A 24,223-nucleotide genomic window follows, 5' to 3' on the forward strand; every position below is an offset into this window, starting at 1 on the left:
TCGCTCATCGTCAACTACGCGGGAGGCGGCTGCGCCAGGAGCTTAGCTACAATGAGCCCAATTGCAGTGTCCTTGATTGCGTTAGCGATCATCATAGCTGCCGCGCTCTTCGGCACTTTGCTTCGCAACACCCTGCCGGGCCATTATCTGGCAGACGATTCAAAAGATTACATACGGTTAGGGATCGGGCTCATCACGACGCTCGCCGCGCTTGTGCTTGGTCTGCTGGTTGGCTCGGCGAATAGCTCGTATGACGCTCAGAACACTCAAGTTCGGCATTTGACCGCCAACATCATACTGCTCGACAATCTCCTTGAGCAATATGGGCCCGAGTCCCGCGATGCCCGCGACACTCTGCGCGGCGCTGTCGAGCCCTTGATTAAGAGGATTTGGCGAGAGGACAGCTTGGAGTCCGCGAAGGGAACACCCTTTCGGGGGACCGCCTTGTCGGTGGATGCTTATGGAAAGATTCAGAACCTCTCGCCAAAAACGGACGCGCAGCGCTCGTTCAAGGAACGGGCAATACAGCTAGCCACTGACTTGGTGCAAACGCGCCTGCTCCTGTTTGAACACGCTGACACCTCGATTCCCATGCCTTTTCTGGCGATACTGGTCTTCTGGCTGGCAATCATCTTCATGAGTTTCAGTTTGTTCTCGCGCCTTACCCCGATAAACATCGTTGCAATGTTGGTGTTTGCCACTTCCGCGTCCGCAGCGCTTTTCTTGATCCTGGAGTTGAGCCAGCCATTTGTCGGACTGATGCAGATTTCTAGCACACCGCTGCGCAACGCCCTTGCGCCGCTCGGATCGTAGCCGAACCCCGGCAAGATGTCCGGACCTGGCCCATAGCTGACGGTCTGCATGATGATCGGGAACGTCGGCTCTTCGAGGTGAATTGGAAGTCCCCGGTTCGGTCGCTATCGGCTGCTTTTGACCCAAAGTAGACGTTACCCCTCTGGTATTCCGACCGCGCGCATTCCCCCATACAAGTGCTCAAGCCTCGCCATCCAGTCTGGGTTGTCGAACCGGAAGACATTAAGGCGGTATCGACGGATGGTGAAGCTGCGATCAAGTGTCAAGCCGGCCTCTGCACTAGACCGTGCCTCCTTCAGGTCTCCCATCATCGCCAGCGCCCCGGCCAAATGAAAATGAGAAAGGGCGTGATTGGGATTGGCTTCGATGCTTCGGCGCAGCCAGCCGATTGCTTCAAGGTCCGTTTTGGTCATCAACTTGGCCATCCCGACAAACATGAACCAAAGAAAGGCACGCGTGTCGCGTGGAGACATTCGCAGCGCATCCCGAATGTGCCCCTCCACCTCCTCGCCACGCTCCAGCACATACTTTCCAAGCCCGATGAACCCATGTGCATCGGCTAGATTCCGATCCAGCCCCAGCGCCTGGTGGCATTCAGCGATACCTTTGGCAGCGCGGCATGTCCGAATGTGAACTGCACCAAGGAGCATGTGGGCTCTGGGATGATTCGGCGCACGCAACAACGCGCAGTTGAGCGCATTCTCTGCGGTCTTGAAATGCACTGATCCGTCATCGGTGATAAAGGATGAACCCATCGATACGTCGACCTGAGCTGCGGCGACGGCCACTTCAATGTTGTCGGGATCAAGCGCAGCAGCACGCATGAAGAAGTCCCTTGCGCGCGCTAAAAACGCTGGAGTCACGCCCTTGTTCAGGAAAGCCTTGCCCTGAAAGTATAGATCTACAGCGTCCGGCCGGAGCACCCGTTCTGCGCGTCGTGCTTCGGCCTCGATGAGTTCGGCGTTCAAAGTATTTGCGAGCCGGGATACGATTTCGTCTTGTGTATCCAGCAAGTCGGCAGCCGACTTGTCGAACCGCTCGGCCCACACTTGAGTTCTGGTTTGCGTGTCGGTCAACTGGACGTTTAGGCGCAAGCGGTTACCCTCGCGCTGCACCGACCCCTCCAGCACGTAACGGACACTCAGCTCACGGCCGATCTCCCGCACATCCACCGCTTTTCCTTTGAAGGTGAACGCGGTGTTGCGGCCGATGACGAACGCGCCGGCGATACGCGACAAGTCTGTTGTAAGACTATCGGTTACACCATCAGCGAAATACTCTTGCTCAGGATCGCCACCGAGATTCGCGAACGGTAGAACGACGATAGACAGGTGCGGCATCGCGGATGGAGGCGACGGTTCTCGAGGGTTTGGGGGCTCGAGTGCCACCACGATCGGACGGCCGGGCCCGACAAGCTGATTCCCGCTGATTGCCAGCATGTAGCCACGGCGCGGCAGGGTCCTTAAGGCGGATCGATCGACCTCTCCCAGGGCACGCCTGACGTCGCCCACGGCGTGGACGAGAGAGTCTTCCGTGACCTCGCAGTCCGGCCAAACCTCATCCATGATTTCATCTTTGCTGACCAGACGCCCGGCTCGGGTCGCGAGAAGCCGAAGTAACAACCAGGCCCGAGGGCGCAAGGGCACGATGTCGCCGCGCCCATCGATCAACAGCTCACGGCCGAGGTCAATGGTCCGCTCGCCGAGAACGATTGAATGCTGCGAAGACTCAGGCAAGGCCGCCTCTTACAGGTCCCTTTTCTGAAAATTTCGGCAAACTTTCAGGACGCAAGGTCAAATGTACCGCATCATCGGGCGGCTTGGGATAGCGACAGCTTCCAGGCAGCCGATCACCAAAACTGTAGCGAGCAGGAGGCGCGAATCCATGATCCGCTCGGTCTTCTTTGCGGCGTCAAGTCGTTCTGTTTTCAGCTTTTTTGGAATCGCCCTATTTGCTGTCATTGTCCCGGTGGCTGCCCAGGGGCAAGACATCAAGGTTACCCTCTTGGGTACCGGATGCCCCCCCGCCGTTATGAACCGGTTCGGGCCGAGCACCCTCGTCGAGGCGGGTGGGCAGAAGTTCATTTTTGACGCAGGCCGAGGTGCCCTCCAGCGACTCAACCAGGTCAAGGTGCCCTGGCAGGGAATAGACGCCGTCTTTCTCACTCACCTGCACTCGGACCACGTCGTCGGGTTTCCGGATCTGTGGCTGACCGGTTGGCTTGTGGGGCGGCCAGGCCGGGATCGACCACTGCGTGTGCGGGGGCCAACGGGGACCCAGCGCATGATGTCGTTCCTCGCGCAGGCATTCGAGTACGATATTCGGATTCGATTAGACGACGACCGAGCACCACCAAACGGCGTCGTGATCCTCGCAGAGGACATCACCGAGGGGGTCATCTATGAGAACGGCGGCGTGAAGATCACCGCGTTCGAGGTGGACCACACGCCAGTGAAGCCTGCGTTCGGTTTCCGGATCGATTATTCCGGCCGGTCCGTTGTGCTTTCCGGAGACACGCGCATCTCCGAAAATCTCGTTCAGCACGCCCAGAACGTCGATCTGTTGATTCACAACGTTGTCGCACCAGAGACATTCCAGCGCATTGGAGTTCCGCCGGCGCAGACGGCTAACATCATCAGCCACCACACCACGCCGGAGCAAGCGGGCGAGGTGTTTGCGCGAACAACGCCCAAGCTGGCTGTGTATTCGCATGTCGTGTTGCCAAACGCCACCGAGCAAGATCTGATTCCACCAACGCGGAAGACCTACTCAGGTCCAGTGGAGCTCGGTGAAGATCTGATGGTCATCGAGGTCGGAGGGAAGGTCGAAGTCCGACGGCCCTCTAAGTCGTAACGTGAAGCCTGCTAGCAGGCGTCTATCGGCTTATCTTTGAACTCGATGCTCGTCGTTGCTTGCGAATGCCACGGCCTACTCGCTCAAAGGTCCGCAACTGGCCCATAGCTGACGGTCTGCATGACGATCGCGAACGTCGGCTCTTCGAGGTGAACCGGAAGTCACCCGGCCCGGTCGCTATGGGCGGCTTTTAACCGAAAGCGGAAATCAGAGCTCGATCGCCGGTGAAAATCACCGAACGCAGCAGCACGCGCCGTGCCGGGTTGCACGCGGCCGCGCGTTGCGATCGAGCAACACTTTCTGGAAAAGCGTAGCGCCAACTGCTTCCGCCCATTGCGCATTTCCATTTTGATCCGAATGATCGGTGCCGTCGCGTGCTGGGCGGTGCAACAGGGCTCGGATCGAGCCTTTGGAGGCTACGGGGTGATGAACCCGCGGCGAATTGCGACTCCGGAGTTGTGCGGGACGGTCATTCTCGCAGGTTGGCTCCTTGCCTGGCTTGCCGGCTCTGCCGGCATCGGGAACAGCGGCGCAGTGTCCATCGAGGACCTCGCACCATCTCTCGCCGCCAACGCCGAACTGGCTGATACGCGACAGGCCACGGCAGTCGACATCGTCACCAAAGTGAATGCTGAAGCAGCGGTGGCTGCGGAACCCGTAACGGGGCCGCCGTCCGACACGATGGCCACCCCGCAGGCAGGCGTCATGGTTAACGCTGTCGCCAACGCCGATGCGGCGATGGCGGTTGAATCGGTGCCAGCGACGGCCCCTGATGCGACGGCGACCTCGAGCGAGCCGAAGCCAATCGTCGTGGCTGCGTTGCCGGATTCGTCGCAGACGCTGCCGGCCGAAACATCGCCGGTGCAGGCGGCGATAGCGAGCCCGCCTCCCGTGTCGAGCGACACCGAGGCGGCCGCGAAACCCCTGGATATTTTCGAGGAGTGCCTCGTCGTCGATGTCTGCATCGACCGGTACCTGTGGGCGCTCTACGAACGGACGCCGAAGCAAGACACCATCAGCGTACAAGAGCAGCGGAAAGTGACCGTCAAGAAGAAGCGCAAGACGGTGACTGTCACCAGGACGTTCACCAGGCGCGTCGACAACGATTTCACGTGGAAGGATCCGAAGGCGGCGGAGCGAATGGGCATGCCGATGATCGACTACGTGATTGGAGGGGTGGATCGGAGCTTCAAGCTCAAGCTGTTTCACGCGCTTTACGCGGCCGAGCAGGCCGGGTTGGCGCCCGGCATCACCAGCGCGTTCCGTGATGACTACCGTCAATCGATCGCGAGCGGCCTGAAGGCGGCGTCCGACAAGTCATACCATGGAGGGAGCTTCCGTGGCGGCTATGGCCACGGGCTTGCCGTCGATGTCGTGAGCGTCAAAGGCGCGACGCGGGCGGAGCGTTGGGTCACCACCGAGGCCCTTTGGAAATGGATCGATGCGCGTGGACCGGATTTTGGAATCGGGCGACCGTATCTCGATCGAGATCCACCGCATGTCGCGCCGATAGACGGCAAGGAATACGCCGCTCACCGCGGCGGGACGAAAGCTCAGCACGCGGAAGCGGATCGCAAGAAGCGCGACCGGGGCGCTGTGCGGGTCGTGGCAAAACGATCAAAGACCGCAAAAGCGTCGAAGGGGAGAACGATCTGATCGGGTTCGGCTGCGCCTTCCAACACGACGCGGGCAAGAATGCCTAGCAATCCCATCATCGTGCAAAAATACGGCGGCGTCTGTCTCGAAACACCGGCAAAAATCCGCGCGGCCGCGAGCAGTGTCGCCGATCTGCATGGCCGTGGTCATCGTGTCGTGGCGATCGTTTCAGCGATGGGCAAGACCACCGATGAACTCGTCAGGATGGCCTATCAGGTCAGCCCGCATCCCAATCGCCGCGAACTCGATATGCTATTGACCACCGGCGAGCGCATCAGCATGTCCTTGATGAGCATGGCGCTGTCCGATCTCGGCGTGCCGGCGATCAGCTTTACCGGCAGTCAGGCCGGTGTCATGACCGACGGGTCCCATTCCTCCGCACGCATTCTGGACGTGCGGCCCATTCGCGTGCGCGAAGAACTCGATCGTGGACGCATCGTGGTTTTGGCGGGCTTTCAGGGCGTGAACCCGCTGACCAAGGAAATCACCACGCTTGGCCGGGGTGGCAGCGATACCACCGCGGTCGCCATGGCCGCGGCGCTCAAGGCGGAGTGCTGCGAGATTATCAAGGAGGTCGACGGAGTTTGCTCGGCTGACCCGCGCATCGTCGCGGACGCAAAACCCTTGCGTCAGCTGGATTTCGCATCCCTATCCGAAATGTGCTTCTGGGGCGCCAAAGTCCTGCACTTTCGCAGCGTGGAGCTGGCCCACAGCCAAAACGTGCCTTTGGTCCTGAGACAGTGGGGCGGCGCTCGACACAGCACGCAAGTGATGAAGGAGGTCGCAGACATGGAGAACGGAAAAGTCCTGGCCGTCAACTCGATGGCTCGCATTGAGCATGTGGAGATCGATTCGGCGGACCTCAATCAAGGCTTTGAGAAGTTCGCACAGCATCTCCAGCAAAATGGCTTGCCTTGGCCGCAGCTCCTCGCCTCGGCTTTCACCGCCAAAAAAACCCGCATCATGATGACTTGCGATTCCGAGACACTCGACGCGTTGCTGCGCACACTGGAACGGAGCAAAGACCTGCGCAAACAGCGCGAGACGCTGAGTTCGGTGAGCCTCACTTGCTTCGGCGGCATTTCCTCGGACCTGCCATACAAGGCGGTGCAGATTCTGCAACGTCACGGAATCATCGCCGACAAGTATGTCTTGTCATCGCATTCGGTAAGCTTCTTTGTTCCGGTGGAGAGCCGTGAGGCCGCGGTCATGGCTTTGCATTCGCTGATCTAGTTGAAATTTGGCAACGGACGACGTCGGCCGTCGGCCCCTGGCATCGGCAAGGTGCAGGCCGCCTACTTCCGGATGATCAACGAGCGGGGCGGCATCAACGGCCGCCGGATCAATCTGATTTCCTACGACGATGCCGCGACGCCGGCGAAGACGGTTCAGCAGGTCCGCAAGCTCGTCGAAAGTGACGAAGTCCTCGCCGACTAGAGCGCCGTTCCGATGGAATCGAAACGGGATTCCATATCCATGGTTCAAACGCGTTTTCTTTTATCAATGCCCGAGCCGCGCCTCCGTGCCGGCCAGCAGCCGCTGAATGTTGGCACGATGGCGCACGATCACGTAGATGCCGCCTGCGATCACCAGCAATCGATACGGCAGCGGTTGCTCCAGGCCGCAGACGAGGACGATCGCCGTCAATGCCGCCAGCATCGAGCCGAGGGAAACGATCCGAGAGACAGCCACCACAGCGCCGAAGGCCGCCGCAGCGCCGAGGCCTGCCGGCCAGGACATCGCCAACAACACGCCGAGCCCGGTCGCAGCGGATTTGCCGCCGGTGAAATTCAGCCAGATCGAACGGCCGTGCCCCAACAACACAGCAAGCCCGGCCAGGCAGACAGCCCACGACACGCATGTTTGCGGATCAAGCGCTGCCGGCGGCGTGACGGACGGCAAGGTGTACAACCAGGGATAAAACCAGCGGGCGAACAGGATGGCCGCCACGCCTTTCAGCACGTCGACGAGGAGCACCGCCAATGCGGGCCACTTCCCGAGGGTTCGCAACACGTTCGTTGCCCCGGTGGATTTGGAGCCATGCTGGCGGATATCGATGCCCCTCAGCAGCTTGCCCGCCAGATAACCCGTCGGCGTCGAACCGAGCAGATAGGCGATCGCCAGTCCAGCCACACCCGCGATCCAGAAGACCATCTCAGTCACCTCGATGCCCTCGGCGGCGCGTCCATGAATCCTAACGCGGATGCCACCAGCGTCCGCCGATCACGACGCCTTCAGATGCGATCTTGCGATCGCCCGTCAGATGCTCGCCGACCACATCGACATAGTCGAACGTCCCCTGCCGGACCGAGATCAGCGTGGCGTCGCCGACGCTGCCAGGCTTCAGGCTGCCGAGTTCCGGCCGCCGCAACGCCATCGCGGCGTTGACAGTGGACGCCGCGATCACGTCCGGCAGCGGCATCCCCATGCAGAGGAATTTCGACATCGTCGTCACCTGGTCGAATGCCGGGCCGTCGATGCAGAGCTGATGGATGTCGGAGGAGATGGTGTCGGGGTAGAAGCCGTTGGCGAGCATCGCGCGCGCCGTCTTGAAGGCGAACGAGCCCTTGCCGTGGCCGATATCGAACAGCACGCCGCGCTCGCGCGCCTCCAGCACGACCTTTTTCACCGTGCCCTGCGCGGTCGCGGGCGTGTTGGGGAACGGACGGAACGCATGCGTCAGCACATCGCCCGGACGCAGGCGCGCGAGCACCTCCTCATAGCTCGGCGGCGGATGGTCGATATGCGCCATCAGGGGCATGCCGACCTGCTCGGCAACCTCGAGCGCGATCTCGAGCGGCACCAGCCCCGAGGTGCCCGAGGCGAACAGGCCGACCCGCACCTTGATGCCGACGATCAGGTCGCGGTTCTCGTCGGCGACCCGCGCCGCGTCGATCGGATTCATCAGCCGCAGCTCCTCGCTCTCGCCGACCATCACGCGATCCGAGAAGCCGAAGATGCCGGCGTGCGAGACGTGCAGATAGGCGAGGATGCGGACCTGGCTCGGCTCGATCACATGCTTGCGGAAGCCGGCAAAATTGCCCGGGCCGGCGCTGCCGGTGTCGACCGAGGTGGTGACGCCGGAGTTGCGGCAAAATTCCTCGGCGTCGATGCCGAGCGAGGTGCCGCCCCAATAGACATGCGTGTGCAGGTCGATGATCCCCGGTGAGACGATCAGCCCCGAGACGTCGCGGACCTCGGTGGCGGGATCGGCTTGCAACTCGCGGCCGAGCGCAGCGACCTTGCCCGCGGCAAAGCCGACATCGGTCACGGCATCGAGTTTTTGCGACGGGTCGATCACCCGTCCGCCGCGCAGGATCAAATCGAAAGGCATCGTGTTCTCCGGATTCGGTCCGGCACGATGGTCGACTTCGCCGGCGCCTGCAAGCCGCTCAACCGACACGGGCCTGTTGGGAAACCGGCGCGGTCGCTGTCGCGCGATCCGCGCCGTTGTCAGCGACCATGTCCGTTGCCTTGTCCGCTCCATTGGCCGACGCGACGATGGCCGCAATGGCCGGGTGATGCGCCGCCTCCGAGGCAGCAATGGTCTCGCGGGCCCAGCGGTACGAGGATTCGAAAATTTCCTGATGGCGGTCGAAATCAGTGACGTCGATGCCGTCGGGCGTCGGCGGACGCATCACCATGTCGAGCGGCGTGGTCGGCAGCGTATCGTAGCGCTGATGCGCAACGAGGCTTCGCCACAGCACGTTGACGGCGCTCGGCGCGGCCGGAAGCAATTTCTTGCGGAACGGCGTCAGCAGCGATGCAAACAGCTCAAACCGCCCCGGCAGCGCGGCATAGTCGACGTCGAACATCTCGGTTGCCGGGTCGCCGAAATGGACCACCAGATTCGGTCCACTCTTCATCTGGTGCATCTGCGCCAGCGGAACGTTGTCGACGAGGCATCCATCGACCAGCATCGAGCCGTCCCTTGTGTAGAACGGCGGCAGCAGACCGGGGATGGCGCTCGACGCCCGCACCGCCTGCCACAGCAGACCGGTGCGGATCAATTCGAGGCTGTGCGTCGACAGATTGGTCGCGATCGCCGCGAACGGCCGCCAGCAGTCCTCGATCCGGCAATTGTGGCCGTACTGATCGGCGAGCGCGGCATCGAACGCCTTGTGGTCCAGCAAGGCGTAGCGCGGCCAGGTCGGGCGGCGGAAGCTGCGGCTGGAAACGAAGATCTCATGCGTGCCGCGCTCGAGATGCTCGGCGTCGTAGTTCTTGGCAAAGCCCGCCGCCATCGCCGAGCCGACGCTGGTGCCGACAAAGATATCGAACGTCGCGCCGCGCTCGCGAAACGCCTTGTAGACACCGACATGCGCGGTGCCGAGACTGCCGCCGCCGCCGGCGACAAATCCGACGGCGCGACCGCACAGGAAGCGAACCAGGCTGTCGATGTCGAGCTGGTCCTCGAGCGCGACATGATGGTGCATGAAGCAGGGCAGCCGCGCCAGCCACGCCGCGGTGCCGCTGACCTCGTGGCGCCTGACGTCATGAACCCGGACGAGGCGCCGCGTCGACGCCGGATGCACTCCGCAGGCGAAGCGTTCGATCTCCGTCAGATCGGGCGCGGGCGCATGGCCACGGCAGGCGAACACGACAAGATCGGCCTGGCGGATGGTTTTCCGCGCCCAATCCGATGCGTCAGGACCACCGAAATAGGCCACCAGCGGCGCGTCGTACTCGATCCTGTTGAGCCAGTCGGCGACTTCGGATGCGTCCAGCGCGCGGCCGGGAAACATCGCCTGAACCCGCGCGAGGTCGACGATCTCGGCACCCGCAGCGGCAAGGCCTTCGCGCAACCTGTGCTCAAAGGCGGCAGGCACCGGTTCGCTTCCGCCCGAGATCAGCGCGACGGTGCGCGCCTTCGGTGACGCCCGAACCGGCAACAGACGCGCGGTCTCGGTGGCAAACCGCCGCGCGAGCGCAGCCAGCAGCGCCTCGACGATCTCGGGCGTTTCCCGCGCCAGCGTGGTATAGGCGGCGCGCGTCAACACCAGCACGCTGGTATCGCGGATCGCAATCACATTGGCCGTGCGCGGGATATTGGCAAAGAAGCCGATCTCGCCGACCAGTTCGCCGGCGCGAAGCTCCGCGATCGGTTCGGGATGACTGGTCCGGTACACCGCGAGCGCGCCGTGCAGCACCAGGAATAGCGCGTCGGAGGCGCCGCCCTGCTCGACCAGCAGCTCGCCGCGCACGAGGTCGCGCCGGGTCATTGCGCCAAAGGCAATCAGCCGCTGCTCCGCGCTCAGGGTTCTGAACAGCGCGAAGTCCTCGGACACGTTTCCCCACGCAAACGTCGCGCTCGGCGGCACACGGTTCGAATGCATGATCCGATGTTAGCGCCGGGCCGTCGTCCCGGCGAGCGATATCAGGGCTCAATCGGCCGCACCCTGGCTACAAATCCTTGGGAGCACTGCAGCAGGATTGCAGCATCCGCCATCGGCTTCACCCGACCAGTTCCGGCCACGGCACGATGGTCGACTTCACCGTCTTCATCGCCATTGCGTCGGCAACCGCGCGGGCGACGCCATCTTCGGTGAACGGATAGATCGTCTGCATGTCGAGCCAGGGATATTTGTTCCGCGTGCGGTAGAGCATGTCGACGCCGAGCGGCAGGTCGTTGCCGGTAAAGCCCCAGGAGCCGAGCACGTTGAGGTCCTTGGTGCAGATGCGGTGCCACGAGGTGTTGATCGAGCCGGCATCGGTGAACTGCCCCATCTCGACATAGGTGCCGCCGTCGCGCAGCATCTCGATGCCCTCGGGGCCGGCGGTCGGATGGCCCGAGCAGTCCATGACGAGGTCGGCGCCGAAACCGCCGACGATGTCGCGCACCGCCTTGATGCGCTGCTCCGGCGTCTTGAGCTGCTCGATATCGACGGTCGCCTCGGCGCCGAACTTGCGCGCCAGCGCAAGGCGCGGCGTCTCCGGCGCGCCGACGCAGATCACGCGCCCTGCGCCCATTTCCTGCGCGGCGGCGACCGCGAGGATGCCGATCGGCCCCGAGCCCTGGATCACCACCGTGTCACCCCATCTGAAGCCGCCGGCGCGGGTGGCGCGGTTGAAGGCGCGGATGCAGGAGGTCAGAGGCTCGGAAAGCGCGCCGAGCCGCAGCGACATGTCGTCGGGCAATTTGTAGATCTTGGTGCCGGGCAGCATGTCGAGATCGACATAGACATATTCAGCCCAGCCGCCCCACATGTGCGGCGCCTTGTCGAAGCCCAGATAGCGGCCGTAATAGACCGGCGTCAGGCATTTGTTGGCGCTCTCGGGAAAATGGATGCAGTAGTAGCAGCGGCCGCAGGGCATCAAGGGCGGGATCATCACCTTCGATCCCACCTGCAGCGGCTTGCTCATGAAATCCTCGGTGAACTCCGCGCCGCATTCGACGATCACGCCGCCAAGCTCATGGCCGAGCGTGAACGGCCACGGCAACGGCTTCGGCCAATGTCCCTTCAGGATGTGCAGATCGGTTCCGCAAACGCCACAGGCGCCCACCTTGATCAAGGCCGCCTTTTTGCCGATTTCCGGCCATGGCACTGTCCGGATTACCGGCTTGGCTCCAGGTCCATCATGCGTGCAGACGCGGATCTGCTCCATCGGTTCGCTCTCCCTGTCCTTGTCGTTGGGCCGGGTTCGGCCGAGCCGACTTTAGGTCAGGACGATTGGGATGTCATGAAGGCCTGTCATGAAGGTCTTCATGACAGACCTTGGCGGAACGAGGCGCTTCTAGTCCTGGCGGAGTATTGTCCGCAAGGAGGCATCGATTGTGAAAGCAGCCGAGGGCGAATTGGCTGGTAGCATTGCGGGGAACGACACCATGAATCCTGGTATCGAAGGTATCGTCGGCATGTACGTCAAGTTGGGCGAACTGGACACGCTGCAACGAATGAAGGAGCATCGACAGGGTTTGCTCGACCAATGCGTCGATACCGCGAATTTCAGCTTCGATGTGACGAGATCGATCTACAGGAGCGACCTCGAGGTGATCGAGGCGGGCATCGAGAGTCTGTATGGCGAGATCACCGGCCATGTCGACGTGGTCAACGAGAAAAGGATTGCCGGCTGGGCCCTGTACAACCAGCACCCCGACAAAAGGGTTGCGATCGATATCTACTTCAACGGCAATCTCGTTGGCGAAGTCGTCGCCGATGAGTTCCGCAACGATCTCCTGAAGCTCAACAAGGGCGATGGACACCATGCCTTCGTCTTCGTGCCGCCAAGCGGCTCCTATCAGCCGCCGCTGCAGATCGAGGTTCGCGCGGCGAAACGAAAGCTGCTGAAAGCCGTGACTGTTGAACCACCAGCGGCGGCAGTCGAACCGGAAACGGCTGTCGAACCGGAAATGGACACCGAGGCCGAATAACCTCACCGCGTCGCTTTCGCACGCCCCGGATCCGCCGGGCGCCGCCAACCCGGCTGAAGCCGCCGCAGACGCCGATATGGGCTGCGACATGACGGATGTGGGCGGCCGATTGACAGCGACCATCGCTTCACCGCAACCTGCGATGCAACCTCAGGTGACGGAATGAAGCCGCAACCCGGCTCGGAGCGAATCTTCGTGGACGCCAGCACCGATCCGCTGGACGGGCGCGTGCGATGGCCGCCGGCGAAGTCGCTGTGGCTTGGCGGCATGACCGCGGTCGCGATCGTCCTTGGGCCGCTGCTGTTCACGTGGAGCGCGTTCGCATTATTCATCGTCACCAGCGCGATCACGCTGTGCTTCGGGCATTCGGTCGGCATGCACCGCCGCCTGATCCATGCGAGCTTCGACTGCCCGCTGTGGCTGGAGCGGCTCTGCGTCTATCTCGGCACGCTGGTCGGGATGGCCGGCCCCTACGGCATGGTGCGGCTGCACGATTTCCGCGACTGGGCGCAGCGCCAGACCGCGTGCCACGACTACTCCTGCCACCGCGCCGGCTTCTGGCGCGATGCGTGGTGGCAGCTGCACTGCACGCTGGTGCTGAAACACCCGCCCGAATTCCGGCTCGAACGGCGGCTCGCCGATGACCGCTTCTACGCCTTCGTCGAGCGAACCTGGATGTGGCAGCAATTGCCCTGGGCGATCCTGTTCCTCGCGATCGGCTCGTGGAGCTGGCTGGTCTGGGGCATCTGCGTCCGTGTCGCCGTCTGCGTCACCGGTCACTGGCTGATCGGTCACTACTCGCATCGCAAGGGCGGACAGACCTGGATCATCGAAGGCGTCGCGGCCCAGGGCTACAATGTCGGCATCGCGGGCCTGATCAGTATGGGCGAAAGCTGGCACAACAATCACCACGCCTATCCCGGCTCCGCGAAGCTCGGGCTGCTGCCGGGTCAGATCGACCTCGGCTGGTGGTTGATCAAGGCATTCGAAGCCGCAGGGCTCGCGAGCAACATCAAGACGCCGGATAATCTTGCGCCGCGCCCTGGTTCGCGCCGCGTCGGCGAACCAGGCAATGCCGACGCGGTCGCGCCGCGACAACGCGGCAGCGCATTGTTCCAGTAATCCGCAGCCGCGCATCTACCGTTGCGGATCGAACGCCACGCAGCTATATACGCCGCGTCGGAAAAGGCAGACTTGGTTTGGTAAGCCCAAGTCCTTTCGAAAACGAAAGTCCTTTCGGAAACGAAGTCCTTTCGAAAACGAATGCTCTGGTCTCCTGCCTCGTGCATGAGATCCCCACGACGAACACCGGACGCCATCCTGGCGCCCAATGTTCGTCCGTGTGGTTCTCAACCCGACGAACCGCTCCGGTCGAACACCGACAAAGGAGCAGTTCATGCGCACCAGCCGCCCCCTTCCCCATGATGTCGTGATTGCCGGTGCCGGCCCGGTCGGCCTGCTGCTTGCCTGCGAGCTGCGGCGCGCAAACCGCTCGGTCCTGGTGCTGGAGCAGGCCGCGGAGGCGCACTCGCCATTGAAGCGGCTGCCCTTCGGCATGCGCGGCCTTTCGGCGCCCAGCATCGAGGCGTTCTATCGTCGCGGGATGCTGGATGACATCGCGGCACGGCAGCACGCAGGAGATGGCTCGGGCAGCAGCGCATCGAATGGCGCGCATTGGACGCAACGGCCGCGCCGCCCGGCCGGCCATTTTGCCGGCATCCAGTTCTTTCACGACGATATCGACACGTCGAAGTGGCCGTTTCGCTTGCCGAGCCCGGCAGCCACCAGCATGGCGGTCGACATGGAGGCGCTCGAATCCGCCCTCGCCGCGCGCGCAACCGCGATGGGGGTCGAGATCAGGCGCGGCCTCGGCGTCGAGGCGCTGGATCAGTCGGACGACGACGTCACCGTTCGCGCCGGGGGCGCGACTTTCCACGGACGCTGGCTGGTCGGCTGTGACGGCGACCGCAGCATGGTGCGCAAGGCCGGCGGCTTTGAATTCGTCGGCACCGATCCCGAGTTCACCGGCTATTCGGTCGATGTCGAGATATCAGATCCGGACCAGCTCCGCACGGGCCGTCACTACACGCCGACGGGCATGTATACCTACGCGCGGCCCGGCACGATCGCGATGGTGGAGTTCGACGGCGGCACCTTCCACCGAACCCGGCCGATCACGCGCGAGCATGTGCAGGCGGTGCTGCGCCGCGTCTCCGGCACGGACATCACGTTGACGGCGCTCCGGCTTGCCGCCACCTGGACGGATCGCGCGTGTCAGGCGACGGATTACCGCAAGGGGCGCGTGCTGCTCGCGGGCGATGCCGCGCACATTCATTCTCCGCTCGGCGGCCAGGGGCTCAATCTCGGGCTTGGCGACGCGATGAACCTCGGGTGGAAGCTCGCTGCCACGATCCGCGGCGACGCACCGGCGGATCTGCTCGACAGCTACTCGCGTGAGCGGCATCCGGTGGGCGCGCAGGTGCTGGACTGGTCGCGCGCCCAGGTCGCGCTGATGCGGCCGAGTCGCAGTTCGCGCGCGCTCGAAGCCATCATCCGCGACCTGATCGCGACGTCAGACGGCGCGACCTACTTCGCCGAGCGCGTGTGGGGCGTTTCGCTGCGTTACGATCTTGGCGGCAACCATCCGCTGGTGGGCCTTAGCGCGCCCGACTTCGAGCTCGCCTGTGGCACGAAACTCGGCGAACTGCTCAGGAACGGGCGCGGCCTGCTGCTGGACTTCGATCCGCGCTCTCCTCTGCAAGCGCTTGCCGGTCGCTGGCGTGGCCGGATCGGCTATGTCGCAAGCGACGCGCGGGATCGGCTGGGCCTCGACGCCGCGCTCGTGCGCCCCGACGGCTTCGTCGCATGGGCCGCTGACACCGCCACTCACCTTGATGAAGCAGCTCAGGTCATGTCGCGGTGGTTCGGCGAACCTGATGCGCAGCCCTGACCCCTTGGGGGCCACGCGGGGTTCCACTCACGTTTCTCTTGCACCGTGTGCGGGTTCCCCGTCTCAACCGTAACGCCCCGTTAACCCTATCAGCCGTAGGGTCGTCGGGGCTCCGAATGGACGGTGGCCGGGTTTGTCGTGATGTCGTTTGCACAGAAGAAAACTACCGTCGTCCCCGTAGCCGAGGAGCGGCGGCGCTTCCAGCGCGTCAAGGTGCACCTGCTCGGCCGCTACATGCTGCCCGACCGGCGCGAGTTTCCCTGCCAGATTATCAACATGTCGCCGGGCGGCCTCGCTTTGCTGGCGCCAGGCATCGGCAATGTCGGCGACCGCGTGATCGCCTATCTCGACCATATCGGCCGGGTCGAAGGACGCATCACCCGCATCATCGACAACGGCTTTGCGATGACGATCGGCGCCACCGCGCGCAAGCGCGACAAGCTCGCCGCGCAGCTGACCTGGCTTGCCAACCGCGACATCCTCAATCTGCCCGAGGATCGCCGCCACGACCGTATCGTGCCGCGCAACCCGATCGCCCTGCTGACCCAGGAAGACGGCACGCGGATGACCTGCCGCATCATCGACCTTTCCTTGTCCGGTGCTGCGATTGCCGCCGAGAACCGCCCGCCGCTGAAATCGCTCGTGATGCTCGGGCGGGTGCAGTCCCGTGTGGTGCGAAATCTCGAGGAAGGCTTCGCGCTCGAGTTCGTTCACGAGCAATCGGCGGAAACCCTCGAAGAGAGCGTTACCGCGAGGTAAAGCGAAAAAGCGCTCAAGCCCCCCTGTTTTGGCCCGCGAAGGCGGCCACCGGTGCACCGGTGGCCGCCTTCGGCGCGTTTGGCCCGGTGAAAATCGGCGGTTAACGGCCGCAGCGTTTGACGCAACAAACCGCGCTGGCGCAGCGCTTGCCGCGTTAATGCATAAAATTTGAATCAATTGCAGTTGTTTCAAATTTTACGCGAATTCGATTCAAGTACAGTTCGAATTCGTCGCAGCTTTTACCAGTATTCGCGTCAAATCTACTTTGCGTACTTAGCGGCGGCGCAAAAGCTTTGTGCGAAACGTGGTCCCAACAAGAAGAACGGGGGCCACGATGTTTGGGTTCAGGGGACAGGGGAAAGGTTTGGCGGTTGCCGCCATTCTGTTTGCGACGTGCGTGTCGGCCAAGGCCGGCGACGTGCTCTACGCCAGCCTGGGTGATGTTGCGCGTTCGCCGATCGGCTGGGTCGAATTCTGTGCCGACAATCCGGGCGAATGCCGCGGCGGCGCGACGCAACCACGCGACATCGTGTTGTCGCAGACCGCTTGGCGGGACCTCGTACGGGTCAACAAGTGGGTCAACGAATCCATCAAGCCGATGACCGACATGGATCATTGGGGCGTGATCGAGAAATGGTCGTTGCCGACTGACGGCTACGGCGACTGCGAGGACTACGTGCTCCTGAAGCGCAAGATGCTGATGGACGCCGGCTGGCCCCGCGAGGCGCTGTTGATCACGGTGGTCCGCGACAAGAAGGGCGAAGGTCACGCGGTGCTGACGGTGAAGACCGACAAAGGCGAGTTCGTGCTCGATAACCAGAACGAGAGCATCGTCGCCTGGACCGACACTGGCTACCGCTTCGTCAAGCGGCAGTCGCAGGGCGATCCCAATGTCTGGGTCTCGCTCGGGGACAACCGCCCCGCAGTTGCAACCGCAAGCTCGCGCTGAGCAGAACAGGAAATTTCGAGTTCGCGACCCGGTCACATCCCCACCCCTCCCCGTCCAAGACCGGTTCGCGCGCGGCCAGCCTTCCCCCAAAGGCTGGCCGCACCCTTTTTGAGCGGCGTCGATCGACGCCTAGAAGAACCGCTCGAGAAACGCCGCGGTCTCGTCCGAGATGCCAACGATCTTGTTGGTGGCCTGGCGATAGAATTTGAAATTCAGTTCGGTCTCGGGCCGGCCGTCGTCCCAATCCTTGAAGCGCTTGAGCTGGTCGCGCCCGAGCGGCCGCGCTGCGGATGCGGTGCGCCTGACCGTGATGCTGACGCGCGGCGTTTGCCTGATGATGCCGATCTTGGGCGGTGTCGCTTCGGCCGACGCGACGATCGCGCGGGCGATCAGGCCGCTGCCGCCCTCGTTCTCGCTCGCGAACACGAACACGACGTCGTCGGCCGCGATGTGCTTGCCGCCATACATGGTCTTCTGCGCGGTGAAGCTGAACACCATCGCCCGTGGATTTCGGATCTCGGTCTTGATCGCAAACGCCATCGCATTCCTTCACCGGCTCGCTTTGCCATTCGCGTCGGCGGCTTGACATCCTAGCATCGGCGAGATTGAATTGAATTCAATTCAGCGAATGAGCCCACGATGGACGCGACGAGCCTGGGGACACGGGAACGGCTGCTCTCGGCAGCGCAAGCCGAGCTCATCGAGGGCCGCGGGCACCTCGAGATGCAGGCCGTCGCAAGACGGGCGCAGGTCTCGGTCGGGCTCGCCTACCACCACTTCGGATCGAAGGCCGGCCTGATCGCCGCCGTGGTCGAAGGCTTCTATGAACAACTTGATGCGGCGGCGTTCGGCGGTGCCAAGCTGTCCGCCACGGACTGGGCGGACCGGGAGAAGCAGCGGATCGGCGCCTATGTCGACTTTCACTATGATCACCCGTTTGCGCCCCTCGTGATCGGACCGCTCAGCCGCGCGCCCGAGGTGCTCGATGTCGAGACCGCCTTCACCGGCCGGCAGCTTGCAGCCGGCGCCCGCATGCTCGAGGCGGCCCAGCGCGACGGGATCGTGTCCGCTGGCATCGACCCTCACCTCACCATCGCGCTGATGATCGGCGGCATCCGCCAGGCGCTGATCGGCGCGCTCATGAGCGAAAGACGGCCTGATCCGGCAAGGCTGACCGGCGACATCTGGGCCTTCATGGCCGCCGCGTTGGGCTTGCCTGCCAAACCCCTGTCCGCGCGGCCAAGAACCATGCGGCGCAGCCGCAGCTAAGCTTCAGCCAGAACCCGAACATCGATGGCCATCTTGTTCAATCCGCACGATTTTCACGCTCCGCAATCGTCCTACAGCAAGCCGGATCTGCTGCGCTCGAGCGAAGGCGGCTATTTCGGCCCGGGCAATGCGCAGCTGCCGGCACCGCCGATGCTGATGATGGACCGCATCACCGAGATCAGCCTGGACGGAGGCGCATTCGGCAAGGGCCATGTCGCCGGCGAACTCGAGATTGCGCCGGATCACTGGTTCTTCGCCTGTCACTTTGCCGCCGACCCCGTGATGCCCGGATGCCTCGGCCTCGACGCCATGTGGCAGATCATCGGCTTCTGGCTCGGCTGGTCGGGCTCGCCGGGCAAGGGCCGCGCGCTCGGGGTCGGCGAGGTCAAGTTCAGGGGGCACATCACGCCGGATGTCAGGCTGGTGCGCTATGAGGTCGACATACGCCAGGCCAGGCGCGGCCGGCTGGTGCTGGGCATCGCCGACGGCCGGGTGCTCGCCGACGGCGCTTGCGTCTATCTGGCAAAGGATATGAGGGTCGGCCTGATCGCGCCCAGAGGCTGAATTCGGGAGCTTGAATTCGGATCGGCCAGAGGCCGATCGGCGCCTCGAGCAGGCCGAGCAGCGCGGCCGAAGATTAACATGTGATACAAATTTCGCTGCTGCCGCAGTGGTCTACACACCCCCCGGTTTTGCCCGCGCCGAGGTTTGTGCTATTTCGAACCTTTCAATTGATGTCCGGTTGTTGGTCGCATGGTCGAACTTGCCCCCCGGAATTCACAAGCCAGCAGCCTGATTGGCGTGCAGCCGATCGCGATCGGCGCCGTGGTGCTGGTGCTCGTGCTGTTCGGGATCGGCTCGATCGCGCTGTGGCGCGCCTTCACCGGCAACGTGCCGGAGACCGACCGCATGGTCGCCGCGCGTCAGTTGCAGGCGCGGACCGCGCAGGTCTCCGAGGCCCTGGTGGAAAAGACCAAGGGGATGGAGGTGACCCAGCAGGAATCCATCGACCAGCTGCAGGAGGTGCAGGACCAGCTGCAGACCATGCGCAAGCAGTTCGCCTTGCAGGCGGCCGATGCGAAGAGGCTCTCCGACCAGGTCGCCGCGCTGACTGAACAGGTCGAGGGCTTGCGCCAATCGCTGGCGAGCGCGCAGGCCAACGAGCCGGCCGCCGAGCCCGCGCCGCGCAAGCGCTCAAAGGCCACCCGTAGCGCCAACCGGAAGCGCCACCGGTCGCGCGGTTGATGCCCTCGGAAGCCCACCCCACGCCAGGTGACCAGCCATAAAAATGCGCCAAATCCCCAGCAAGATCATCATCTAACGGGGAACTTTCGGGCTCGACGGCTGCCGGCAGCGGCCGATCATGAGTGCCCGTTACCGTGAATTAATCCGGACTTTGTGAACTGGTTCACATATCGGCCTTCGAATCCGAGTCATCTTCGAATGACCGGATGGCGTGAGCCGATTTCAATATCCGGGGCTGGCAAGGTCGTTGACGGTATACTACGTCGACGGCCTTGTTTTTTGGGCCCTTGAATCCCACTCGGGACCGCCCACCGAGAAAGCACCCTCGCCGCGCGAAAGATGCAGACCGGCTGAAGGAATACGGCGTGCTCGGCTGACGGCTCTGCGTGCGCAGCATCGCGGCGGCCAAGGCCGCGGCGAACGGCACCGCCGCCTATTTGGCGCGATCGCCTCTCTGGCGCAGCCGCGCAAGCTTCGGCTCGAGCTCGCGGAGCATGTAGATCAGTGCAACGGCAAGGCTCGCAACAACCACCATGAACAGCAATGTCAGGTCAGGAATGGTCAGCATCTCTGATGTCCTCTGGGCCCGGCTTCAATCGCAGCCGGGCCATTTGTTTTCGCGACGCGGTCACGCACGGACTGCTGCAAGGCGGTGCAAGCTGCATACCAGTGCGCGACCCAACGCGGCGGCCGGGCGTCGAAACGCCGGCCGCGCCGATCATTGCAAGACCATCAGCATGGCGACCGAATGGAGCGGCCATGCTTGAGCGAATGGCTCAATTGCAAACCTGCACCGGCCGAACGCGCCAGCCATACGGTGTCATCACGCCGCGGCGCACGACGTAACAGCCGCCGTAACCGTAGCCGTAGCCATCGTCATAGCCGTAGCCGGCGTCATAGCCGTAGCCGGCGTAGTATGGATTGCCGTAGTAACCGTCATAGTAATCGTAGGCGCCGTAGCCCAGCCCGAAGCCGACCGCTGCCGCCGCGAGCGGATAGCCCCAGCCGCGCCGATAGAAGCCGCCGTTCCAGCCGCCACCACGCCAGCCTCCGCCGTGCCAGCCGCGGCCGGCCCAACCGCCTCCGATCGCAGCCGACCGGAAGCCACCGCCGATCGCAGCCGACCGGAAGCCACCGCCGCCGCCCATGGCCCGGAATGCGGCGCCGCCGCCGTGGAAGCCGCCAAAACCGCCGCCGCCGCGGAAGCCGCCACCACCATGAAAGCCGCCGCCACCGAAGCCACCGCGTGCCGACGCAGCATCGACGGTGAACAGACCGACCGAGGCCGTCGCCAGCAAGGCAATCATCGTTTTACGCAACATCACCCGTTACTCCTTCTTTCAAAGGCTTCTCTTCAAGCCTCCTCCGCCGCGTCCTGCGCATGCTAGCCCAATCTAGGACCGCGGCTTCCACCGCGCGGCTATGTCGCGCTCACATCTGCGCGACCCGCGTTCATCGAAGCGCGGCCGTCAGAGATTAACAGCCGCGGCAGATGCCTCGCGTACGGCGGTCGACTTTTTCGTTCTCGTCGGCAATGGCCTTGTCGACGCTCTCGGTCGTCGTTGCCGAGCCGGTGGTAACGCCTCTGCCGGTGTTGGGACCGCCGAAGGATTGCGCGGTCCCGGCGCTGTTGGTCCCGGCTGGCGGTGACGTGGCTTGCGGCGATGTCGGGCTGGCTGACGAGGGGCTGCCGGTCCCGGCGCCGCTCCCGGTACCTTGGGCGACGGTAACCGCGGGCGCCAGCACAATCGCGATTGTCGCGAGCGCGGTGGTGACAGATAATTTGCGCATGGCAATTCTCCCTTGCGGACGTCAACGGGTCCGCAAAACGCCGGTTCCCGCAGGCGTTGGAGCAATACAGTTTGGGAGCAATGCAATTTGCGCAAGCTGATCGAGTTTGACGACGACACTTTCGACAAGCTGAAGCAGCTCGGGCGCGACCGGATGGCGACCTTGCAGGAGCTCGCCGACGAAGCTTTCGCCGACCTGCTCAAGAAGCACGGCATCCCGATCGACCTGAAGGATGCGCTGCGCAAGAGCGCAAGACTTCAGGAAACAACAAGACTTCAGGAAGCAACAAGACTTCAACAGGCAACGAGACCGCAAAGCGCAGCGAAGCCTCGCCCCGCCGCACCGAACGCCGCGCGCAAGCGCGGCCGCAAGCGCTGAAGCTTCAGCCGATCTTCTTCAGTCCCGTTTTGTATTGCGGACCCCTGATGGCGTAGGACTTCGCCGGCCGCGACAGCGCTTCGGCCTGCGCCGCGTCAAGCGTACGCACCACACGCGCGGGCGCACCGATGATCAGGGAATTTTCCGGAAACTCCTTGCCCTCGGTGATGACGGAGCCGGCACCGACCACGCTGCCGCGCCGGATCCGCGCGCCGTTCATCACGATCGATCCCATCCCGATCAGCACGCCGTCTTCCAGCGTGCAGCCGTGCACGATCGCATTGTGGCCGATGGTGACGTTGTTGCCGATGCTGAGGGGAAAGCCGGGATCGACGTGCAGGGTGGAATTGTCCTGAACGTTGGAGCCCTCGCCGATCTCGATCCACTCATTGTCGCCGCGCAGCACGGCGCCGAACCAGACGCTCGCGGCGGACTTGAGGCGGACCTTGCCGATCACAACGGCATTGTCGGCGATGAAGTAGCTGCCGTCGGCGGGAAGATCGGGCGCCTGCCCGTCGAGTTCGTAGATCGCCATTGAGGTCTCCCTGGAGCGTTTTCGAGCGAAGTGGACACCGGTTCGCGTGAAGAAAACGCGTCGAAACGAAAATCCAGAGCTTCGGCTTCTGATTCAATCAGAACCGAAGCTCTGATCGCAGGAGACCTTGGCACGGCGGCCGACATGGTTTCAAGCAAGCGCGACCGTGATCGGCCGCGGATCATAATCGGATCAGGCCAGCACGCCCGCAGCGCGCAGCGTCATCATGAAGAAGGTGCCCGACATCAGGCTCCAGAAGCCGGAGATGACGGTTGCCATCATCACGAATTCAAAGCGACGGCGCTCGATGCGTGCCCCGCGCAGCGTGTTGCGCATGATGATGAACGGTGCGGCGAAGACGAGGAACGGGACCGCGGCGAAGGTCTTCGGCGCCACGCCCTCCTGCAGCAGGCCGAAACCGGCCGGGCGCTCCGCCATCGCCTGGTAACCGCTGGCCAGTGCGCCCGCGAGCGCAAAACCGATCAGGAGCGAGAACAGGGAATTCAAGGTATCGGGCGACATCGGAACTTCCGCTACGCAACAGGCCACCCGCCCTGCTTCGCAGAATTGGCAGCCGGCCGCCACATCATCCTTAAGGAAAGGTTAACCGGACCCGTCAGGCGTAGCGTTTGCGCATGGCCATTTGGTCCCGGATTCCATTGGAATCGTACGGAAATTCCCCGCCACGTGGCATATTCGGCAGATGATTCGGCCCCTCTCGACCTGATCTCTGCCTCGCTCATGACGCTTCTCTCGACCGCCCAGCATCTCGCCCGCGACACCCGCCGCAACCCGCGCGCGCATCTCGTTCCGATCATCGCCTCGGCGGTGATCGCGGCCGGCGCGGTTGCGCTCGTCGCCTATCTGCTGTGGCCGACCTACACGACCATCCCGCCGAGCGATCCGTCGCGGCTGCCGGTGAGCGTCGGCGGCGCGCTGTTCAACGTGCCGACCATGGCCGTGCGCATGAAGATCCAGCGCCACTCCGGGCCGCAGGAGCGCGTCGATTTGAGCTTCCTCTATCCGTCGCTGGAGGCGCCTGCCGCGCCGAAGCACTACAGCGCCGATACGGTCGAGGACAAGGTGCAGCCGATAGACAGGATCTTCGTGTCGATCGCGGCGCACCACGATTCACTCGCGCCGGACATGCGCCTGCGCACGATCTATCCGCGCTATCTCGACGAGCGCGCAAACACCGACGACGGCCTGACGGCGCGCGCGTTCCGCGACGGCACGCCCTATGGCGGCGAGGAGCTGTTCACGGCGAGCGAGCCGCAGCTGACCGCGCGCTGCACGCGCGATACCTCGACGCCCGGCATGTGCCTGAGTGAGCGGCGCATCGACGGCGCCGACCTGACCTTCCGCTTTCCGCGTAGCTGGCTTGCGCAGTGGCGCGACATCGCCACCGCGATGAACCGTCTCTCCGCGCAGATGCACAGCGCGAGGGGATGACCACCTCCCCGTCACCGCGCGCCCCGGAGCATTCGATAGCGGCGCCGGTCGATCCGTATTGCCTTTATCGGCTCGCTGGACTAAGAGTTGTCTAGGGGAAATACGGTCTCCCCTTGAGGCTTCGGTCCAAGACTGTGCAACGCTCGACTAGTCGAGGGCATGTGCACATGGGCGAAAGCAAGCCTCCAGTTCCTTCCAGCC

25 protein-coding genes and 1 pseudogene are annotated in these 24,223 nt (G+C 63.5%); 15 read left to right on the forward strand and 11 right to left on the reverse strand.

What is annotated here, in order from left to right; genetic code table 11:
• The coding region (locus tag PMN64_RS10030) for a hypothetical protein (RefSeq protein WP_411780571.1) at positions 1-813 on the forward strand (813 nt) is incomplete at its 5' end.
• 134 nt (positions 814-947) lie between these two features.
• Here PMN64_RS10030 and PMN64_RS10035 read toward each other — a convergent pair.
• Complete coding sequence (locus PMN64_RS10035) at positions 948-2,549, reverse strand: winged helix-turn-helix domain-containing protein (RefSeq protein WP_411780572.1); 1,602 nt, start codon at positions 2,547-2,549, stop codon at positions 948-950.
• Positions 2,550-2,697: 148 nt separating this feature from the next.
• Between PMN64_RS10035 and PMN64_RS10040 the strand changes: the two genes are divergently transcribed.
• From PMN64_RS10040 to PMN64_RS10055, 4 genes and pseudogenes are all read left to right on the forward strand, one after another.
• A complete protein-coding gene (locus PMN64_RS10040) occupies positions 2,698-3,666 on the forward strand; it encodes an MBL fold metallo-hydrolase (RefSeq protein WP_411780573.1) in 969 nt (322 codons plus the stop codon).
• 255 nt (positions 3,667-3,921) lie between these two features.
• Positions 3,922-5,322, forward strand: coding sequence for a peptidase M15 (locus PMN64_RS10045; RefSeq protein WP_411780574.1), 1,401 nt, complete (start codon positions 3,922-3,924; stop codon positions 5,320-5,322).
• Positions 5,323-5,361: 39 nt separating this feature from the next.
• Positions 5,362-6,555 (forward strand): aspartate kinase, encoded by a 1,194-nt coding sequence (locus PMN64_RS10050; protein ID WP_411780575.1) that lies wholly within the window; start codon positions 5,362-5,364, stop codon positions 6,553-6,555.
• 39 nt (positions 6,556-6,594) lie between these two features.
• A pseudogene (locus PMN64_RS10055) lies at positions 6,595-6,750 on the forward strand (ABC transporter substrate-binding protein); the annotation flags it as partial.
• Between the two features lie 72 nt (positions 6,751-6,822).
• Here PMN64_RS10055 and plsY read toward each other — a convergent pair.
• From plsY to PMN64_RS10075, 4 genes are all read right to left on the reverse strand, one after another.
• Entirely contained in the window at positions 6,823-7,476 is a 654-nt protein-coding gene (gene plsY / locus PMN64_RS10060) for a glycerol-3-phosphate 1-O-acyltransferase PlsY (protein ID WP_411780576.1), read from the reverse strand.
• A gap of 40 nt (positions 7,477-7,516) precedes the next feature.
• Positions 7,517-8,656 (reverse strand): amidohydrolase/deacetylase family metallohydrolase, encoded by a 1,140-nt coding sequence (locus PMN64_RS10065; RefSeq protein WP_411780577.1) that lies wholly within the window; start codon positions 8,654-8,656, stop codon positions 7,517-7,519.
• 58 nt (positions 8,657-8,714) lie between these two features.
• Positions 8,715-10,610, reverse strand: a complete 1,896-nt coding sequence (locus PMN64_RS10070; RefSeq protein WP_411780578.1) for a patatin-like phospholipase family protein — start codon at positions 10,608-10,610, stop codon at positions 8,715-8,717.
• Between the two features lie 166 nt (positions 10,611-10,776).
• A complete protein-coding gene (locus tag PMN64_RS10075) occupies positions 10,777-11,928 on the reverse strand; it encodes a zinc-binding dehydrogenase (protein ID WP_411780579.1) in 1,152 nt (383 codons plus the stop codon).
• Positions 11,929-12,097: 169 nt separating this feature from the next.
• Here PMN64_RS10075 and PMN64_RS10080 point away from each other — a divergent pair, with 169 nt between their 5' ends.
• From PMN64_RS10080 to PMN64_RS10100, 5 genes are all read left to right on the forward strand, one after another.
• On the forward strand, positions 12,098-12,694 hold the full coding sequence (locus PMN64_RS10080) for a hypothetical protein (RefSeq protein WP_411780580.1): 597 nt from the start codon (positions 12,098-12,100) through the stop codon (positions 12,692-12,694).
• Positions 12,695-12,856: 162 nt separating this feature from the next.
• On the forward strand, positions 12,857-13,816 hold the full coding sequence (locus tag PMN64_RS10085; RefSeq protein ID WP_411780581.1) for an acyl-CoA desaturase: 960 nt from the start codon (positions 12,857-12,859) through the stop codon (positions 13,814-13,816).
• A gap of 274 nt (positions 13,817-14,090) precedes the next feature.
• Complete coding sequence (locus tag PMN64_RS10090; RefSeq protein ID WP_411780582.1) at positions 14,091-15,644, forward strand: FAD-dependent monooxygenase; 1,554 nt, start codon at positions 14,091-14,093, stop codon at positions 15,642-15,644.
• Positions 15,645-15,785: 141 nt separating this feature from the next.
• On the forward strand, positions 15,786-16,403 hold the full coding sequence (locus PMN64_RS10095; protein WP_028342942.1) for a PilZ domain-containing protein: 618 nt from the start codon (positions 15,786-15,788) through the stop codon (positions 16,401-16,403).
• A gap of 334 nt (positions 16,404-16,737) precedes the next feature.
• A complete protein-coding gene (locus PMN64_RS10100; RefSeq protein WP_028342941.1) occupies positions 16,738-17,352 on the forward strand; it encodes a transglutaminase-like cysteine peptidase in 615 nt (204 codons plus the stop codon).
• A 129-nt stretch (positions 17,353-17,481) separates the two neighbouring features.
• Here PMN64_RS10100 and PMN64_RS10105 read toward each other — a convergent pair whose 3' ends face one another.
• A complete protein-coding gene (locus PMN64_RS10105; protein ID WP_028342940.1) occupies positions 17,482-17,892 on the reverse strand; it encodes a hypothetical protein in 411 nt (136 codons plus the stop codon).
• A gap of 99 nt (positions 17,893-17,991) precedes the next feature.
• Here PMN64_RS10105 and PMN64_RS10110 point away from each other — a divergent pair, with 99 nt between their 5' ends.
• The 3 genes from PMN64_RS10110 (at position 17,992) to PMN64_RS10120 (ending at position 19,866) form a co-directional block, all read left to right on the forward strand.
• On the forward strand, positions 17,992-18,621 hold the full coding sequence (locus tag PMN64_RS10110) for a TetR/AcrR family transcriptional regulator (protein WP_411780583.1): 630 nt from the start codon (positions 17,992-17,994) through the stop codon (positions 18,619-18,621).
• A gap of 33 nt (positions 18,622-18,654) precedes the next feature.
• Positions 18,655-19,185, forward strand: coding sequence for a bifunctional 3-hydroxydecanoyl-ACP dehydratase/trans-2-decenoyl-ACP isomerase (gene fabA / locus PMN64_RS10115; RefSeq protein ID WP_028342938.1), 531 nt, complete (start codon positions 18,655-18,657; stop codon positions 19,183-19,185).
• Between the two features lie 189 nt (positions 19,186-19,374).
• A complete protein-coding gene (locus PMN64_RS10120) occupies positions 19,375-19,866 on the forward strand; it encodes a hypothetical protein (protein WP_028342937.1) in 492 nt (163 codons plus the stop codon).
• Positions 19,867-20,299: 433 nt separating this feature from the next.
• Here the strand turns inward: PMN64_RS10120 and PMN64_RS10125 are convergent, their stop codons facing one another.
• The 3 genes from PMN64_RS10125 to PMN64_RS10135 form a co-directional block, all read right to left on the reverse strand.
• Entirely contained in the window at positions 20,300-20,434 is a 135-nt protein-coding gene (locus tag PMN64_RS10125) for a hypothetical protein (protein WP_276486715.1), read from the reverse strand.
• Positions 20,435-20,642: 208 nt separating this feature from the next.
• Positions 20,643-21,188: a hypothetical protein gene (locus PMN64_RS10130; RefSeq protein WP_411780584.1), complete on the reverse strand. Its 546-nt coding sequence runs from the start codon at positions 21,186-21,188 to the stop codon at positions 20,643-20,645.
• Between the two features lie 154 nt (positions 21,189-21,342).
• Positions 21,343-21,657 (reverse strand): hypothetical protein, encoded by a 315-nt coding sequence (locus PMN64_RS10135; protein WP_411780585.1) that lies wholly within the window; start codon positions 21,655-21,657, stop codon positions 21,343-21,345.
• Between the two features lie 87 nt (positions 21,658-21,744).
• Here PMN64_RS10135 and PMN64_RS10140 point away from each other — a divergent pair, with 87 nt between their 5' ends.
• Positions 21,745-22,035: a hypothetical protein gene (locus PMN64_RS10140; RefSeq protein WP_411780586.1), complete on the forward strand. Its 291-nt coding sequence runs from the start codon at positions 21,745-21,747 to the stop codon at positions 22,033-22,035.
• Positions 22,036-22,039: 4 nt separating this feature from the next.
• Here the strand turns inward: PMN64_RS10140 and PMN64_RS10145 are convergent, their stop codons facing one another.
• Both PMN64_RS10145 and PMN64_RS10150 read right to left on the reverse strand, forming a co-directional pair.
• A complete protein-coding gene (locus PMN64_RS10145) occupies positions 22,040-22,570 on the reverse strand; it encodes a gamma carbonic anhydrase family protein (RefSeq protein ID WP_028342934.1) in 531 nt (176 codons plus the stop codon).
• Between the two features lie 192 nt (positions 22,571-22,762).
• Positions 22,763-23,092, reverse strand: coding sequence for a DUF6949 family protein (locus tag PMN64_RS10150; RefSeq protein ID WP_028342933.1), 330 nt, complete (start codon positions 23,090-23,092; stop codon positions 22,763-22,765).
• A gap of 219 nt (positions 23,093-23,311) precedes the next feature.
• Here PMN64_RS10150 and PMN64_RS10155 point away from each other — a divergent pair, with 219 nt between their 5' ends.
• Positions 23,312-24,022, forward strand: coding sequence for a hypothetical protein (locus PMN64_RS10155; RefSeq protein WP_028342932.1), 711 nt, complete (start codon positions 23,312-23,314; stop codon positions 24,020-24,022).
• The last annotated feature ends 201 nt before the right edge of the window (positions 24,023-24,223 follow it).

The organism is Bradyrhizobium sp. UFLA01-814 (genome assembly GCF_046718885.1).
Taxonomy (GTDB): Bacteria; Pseudomonadota; Alphaproteobacteria; order Rhizobiales; family Xanthobacteraceae; genus Bradyrhizobium; species Bradyrhizobium elkanii.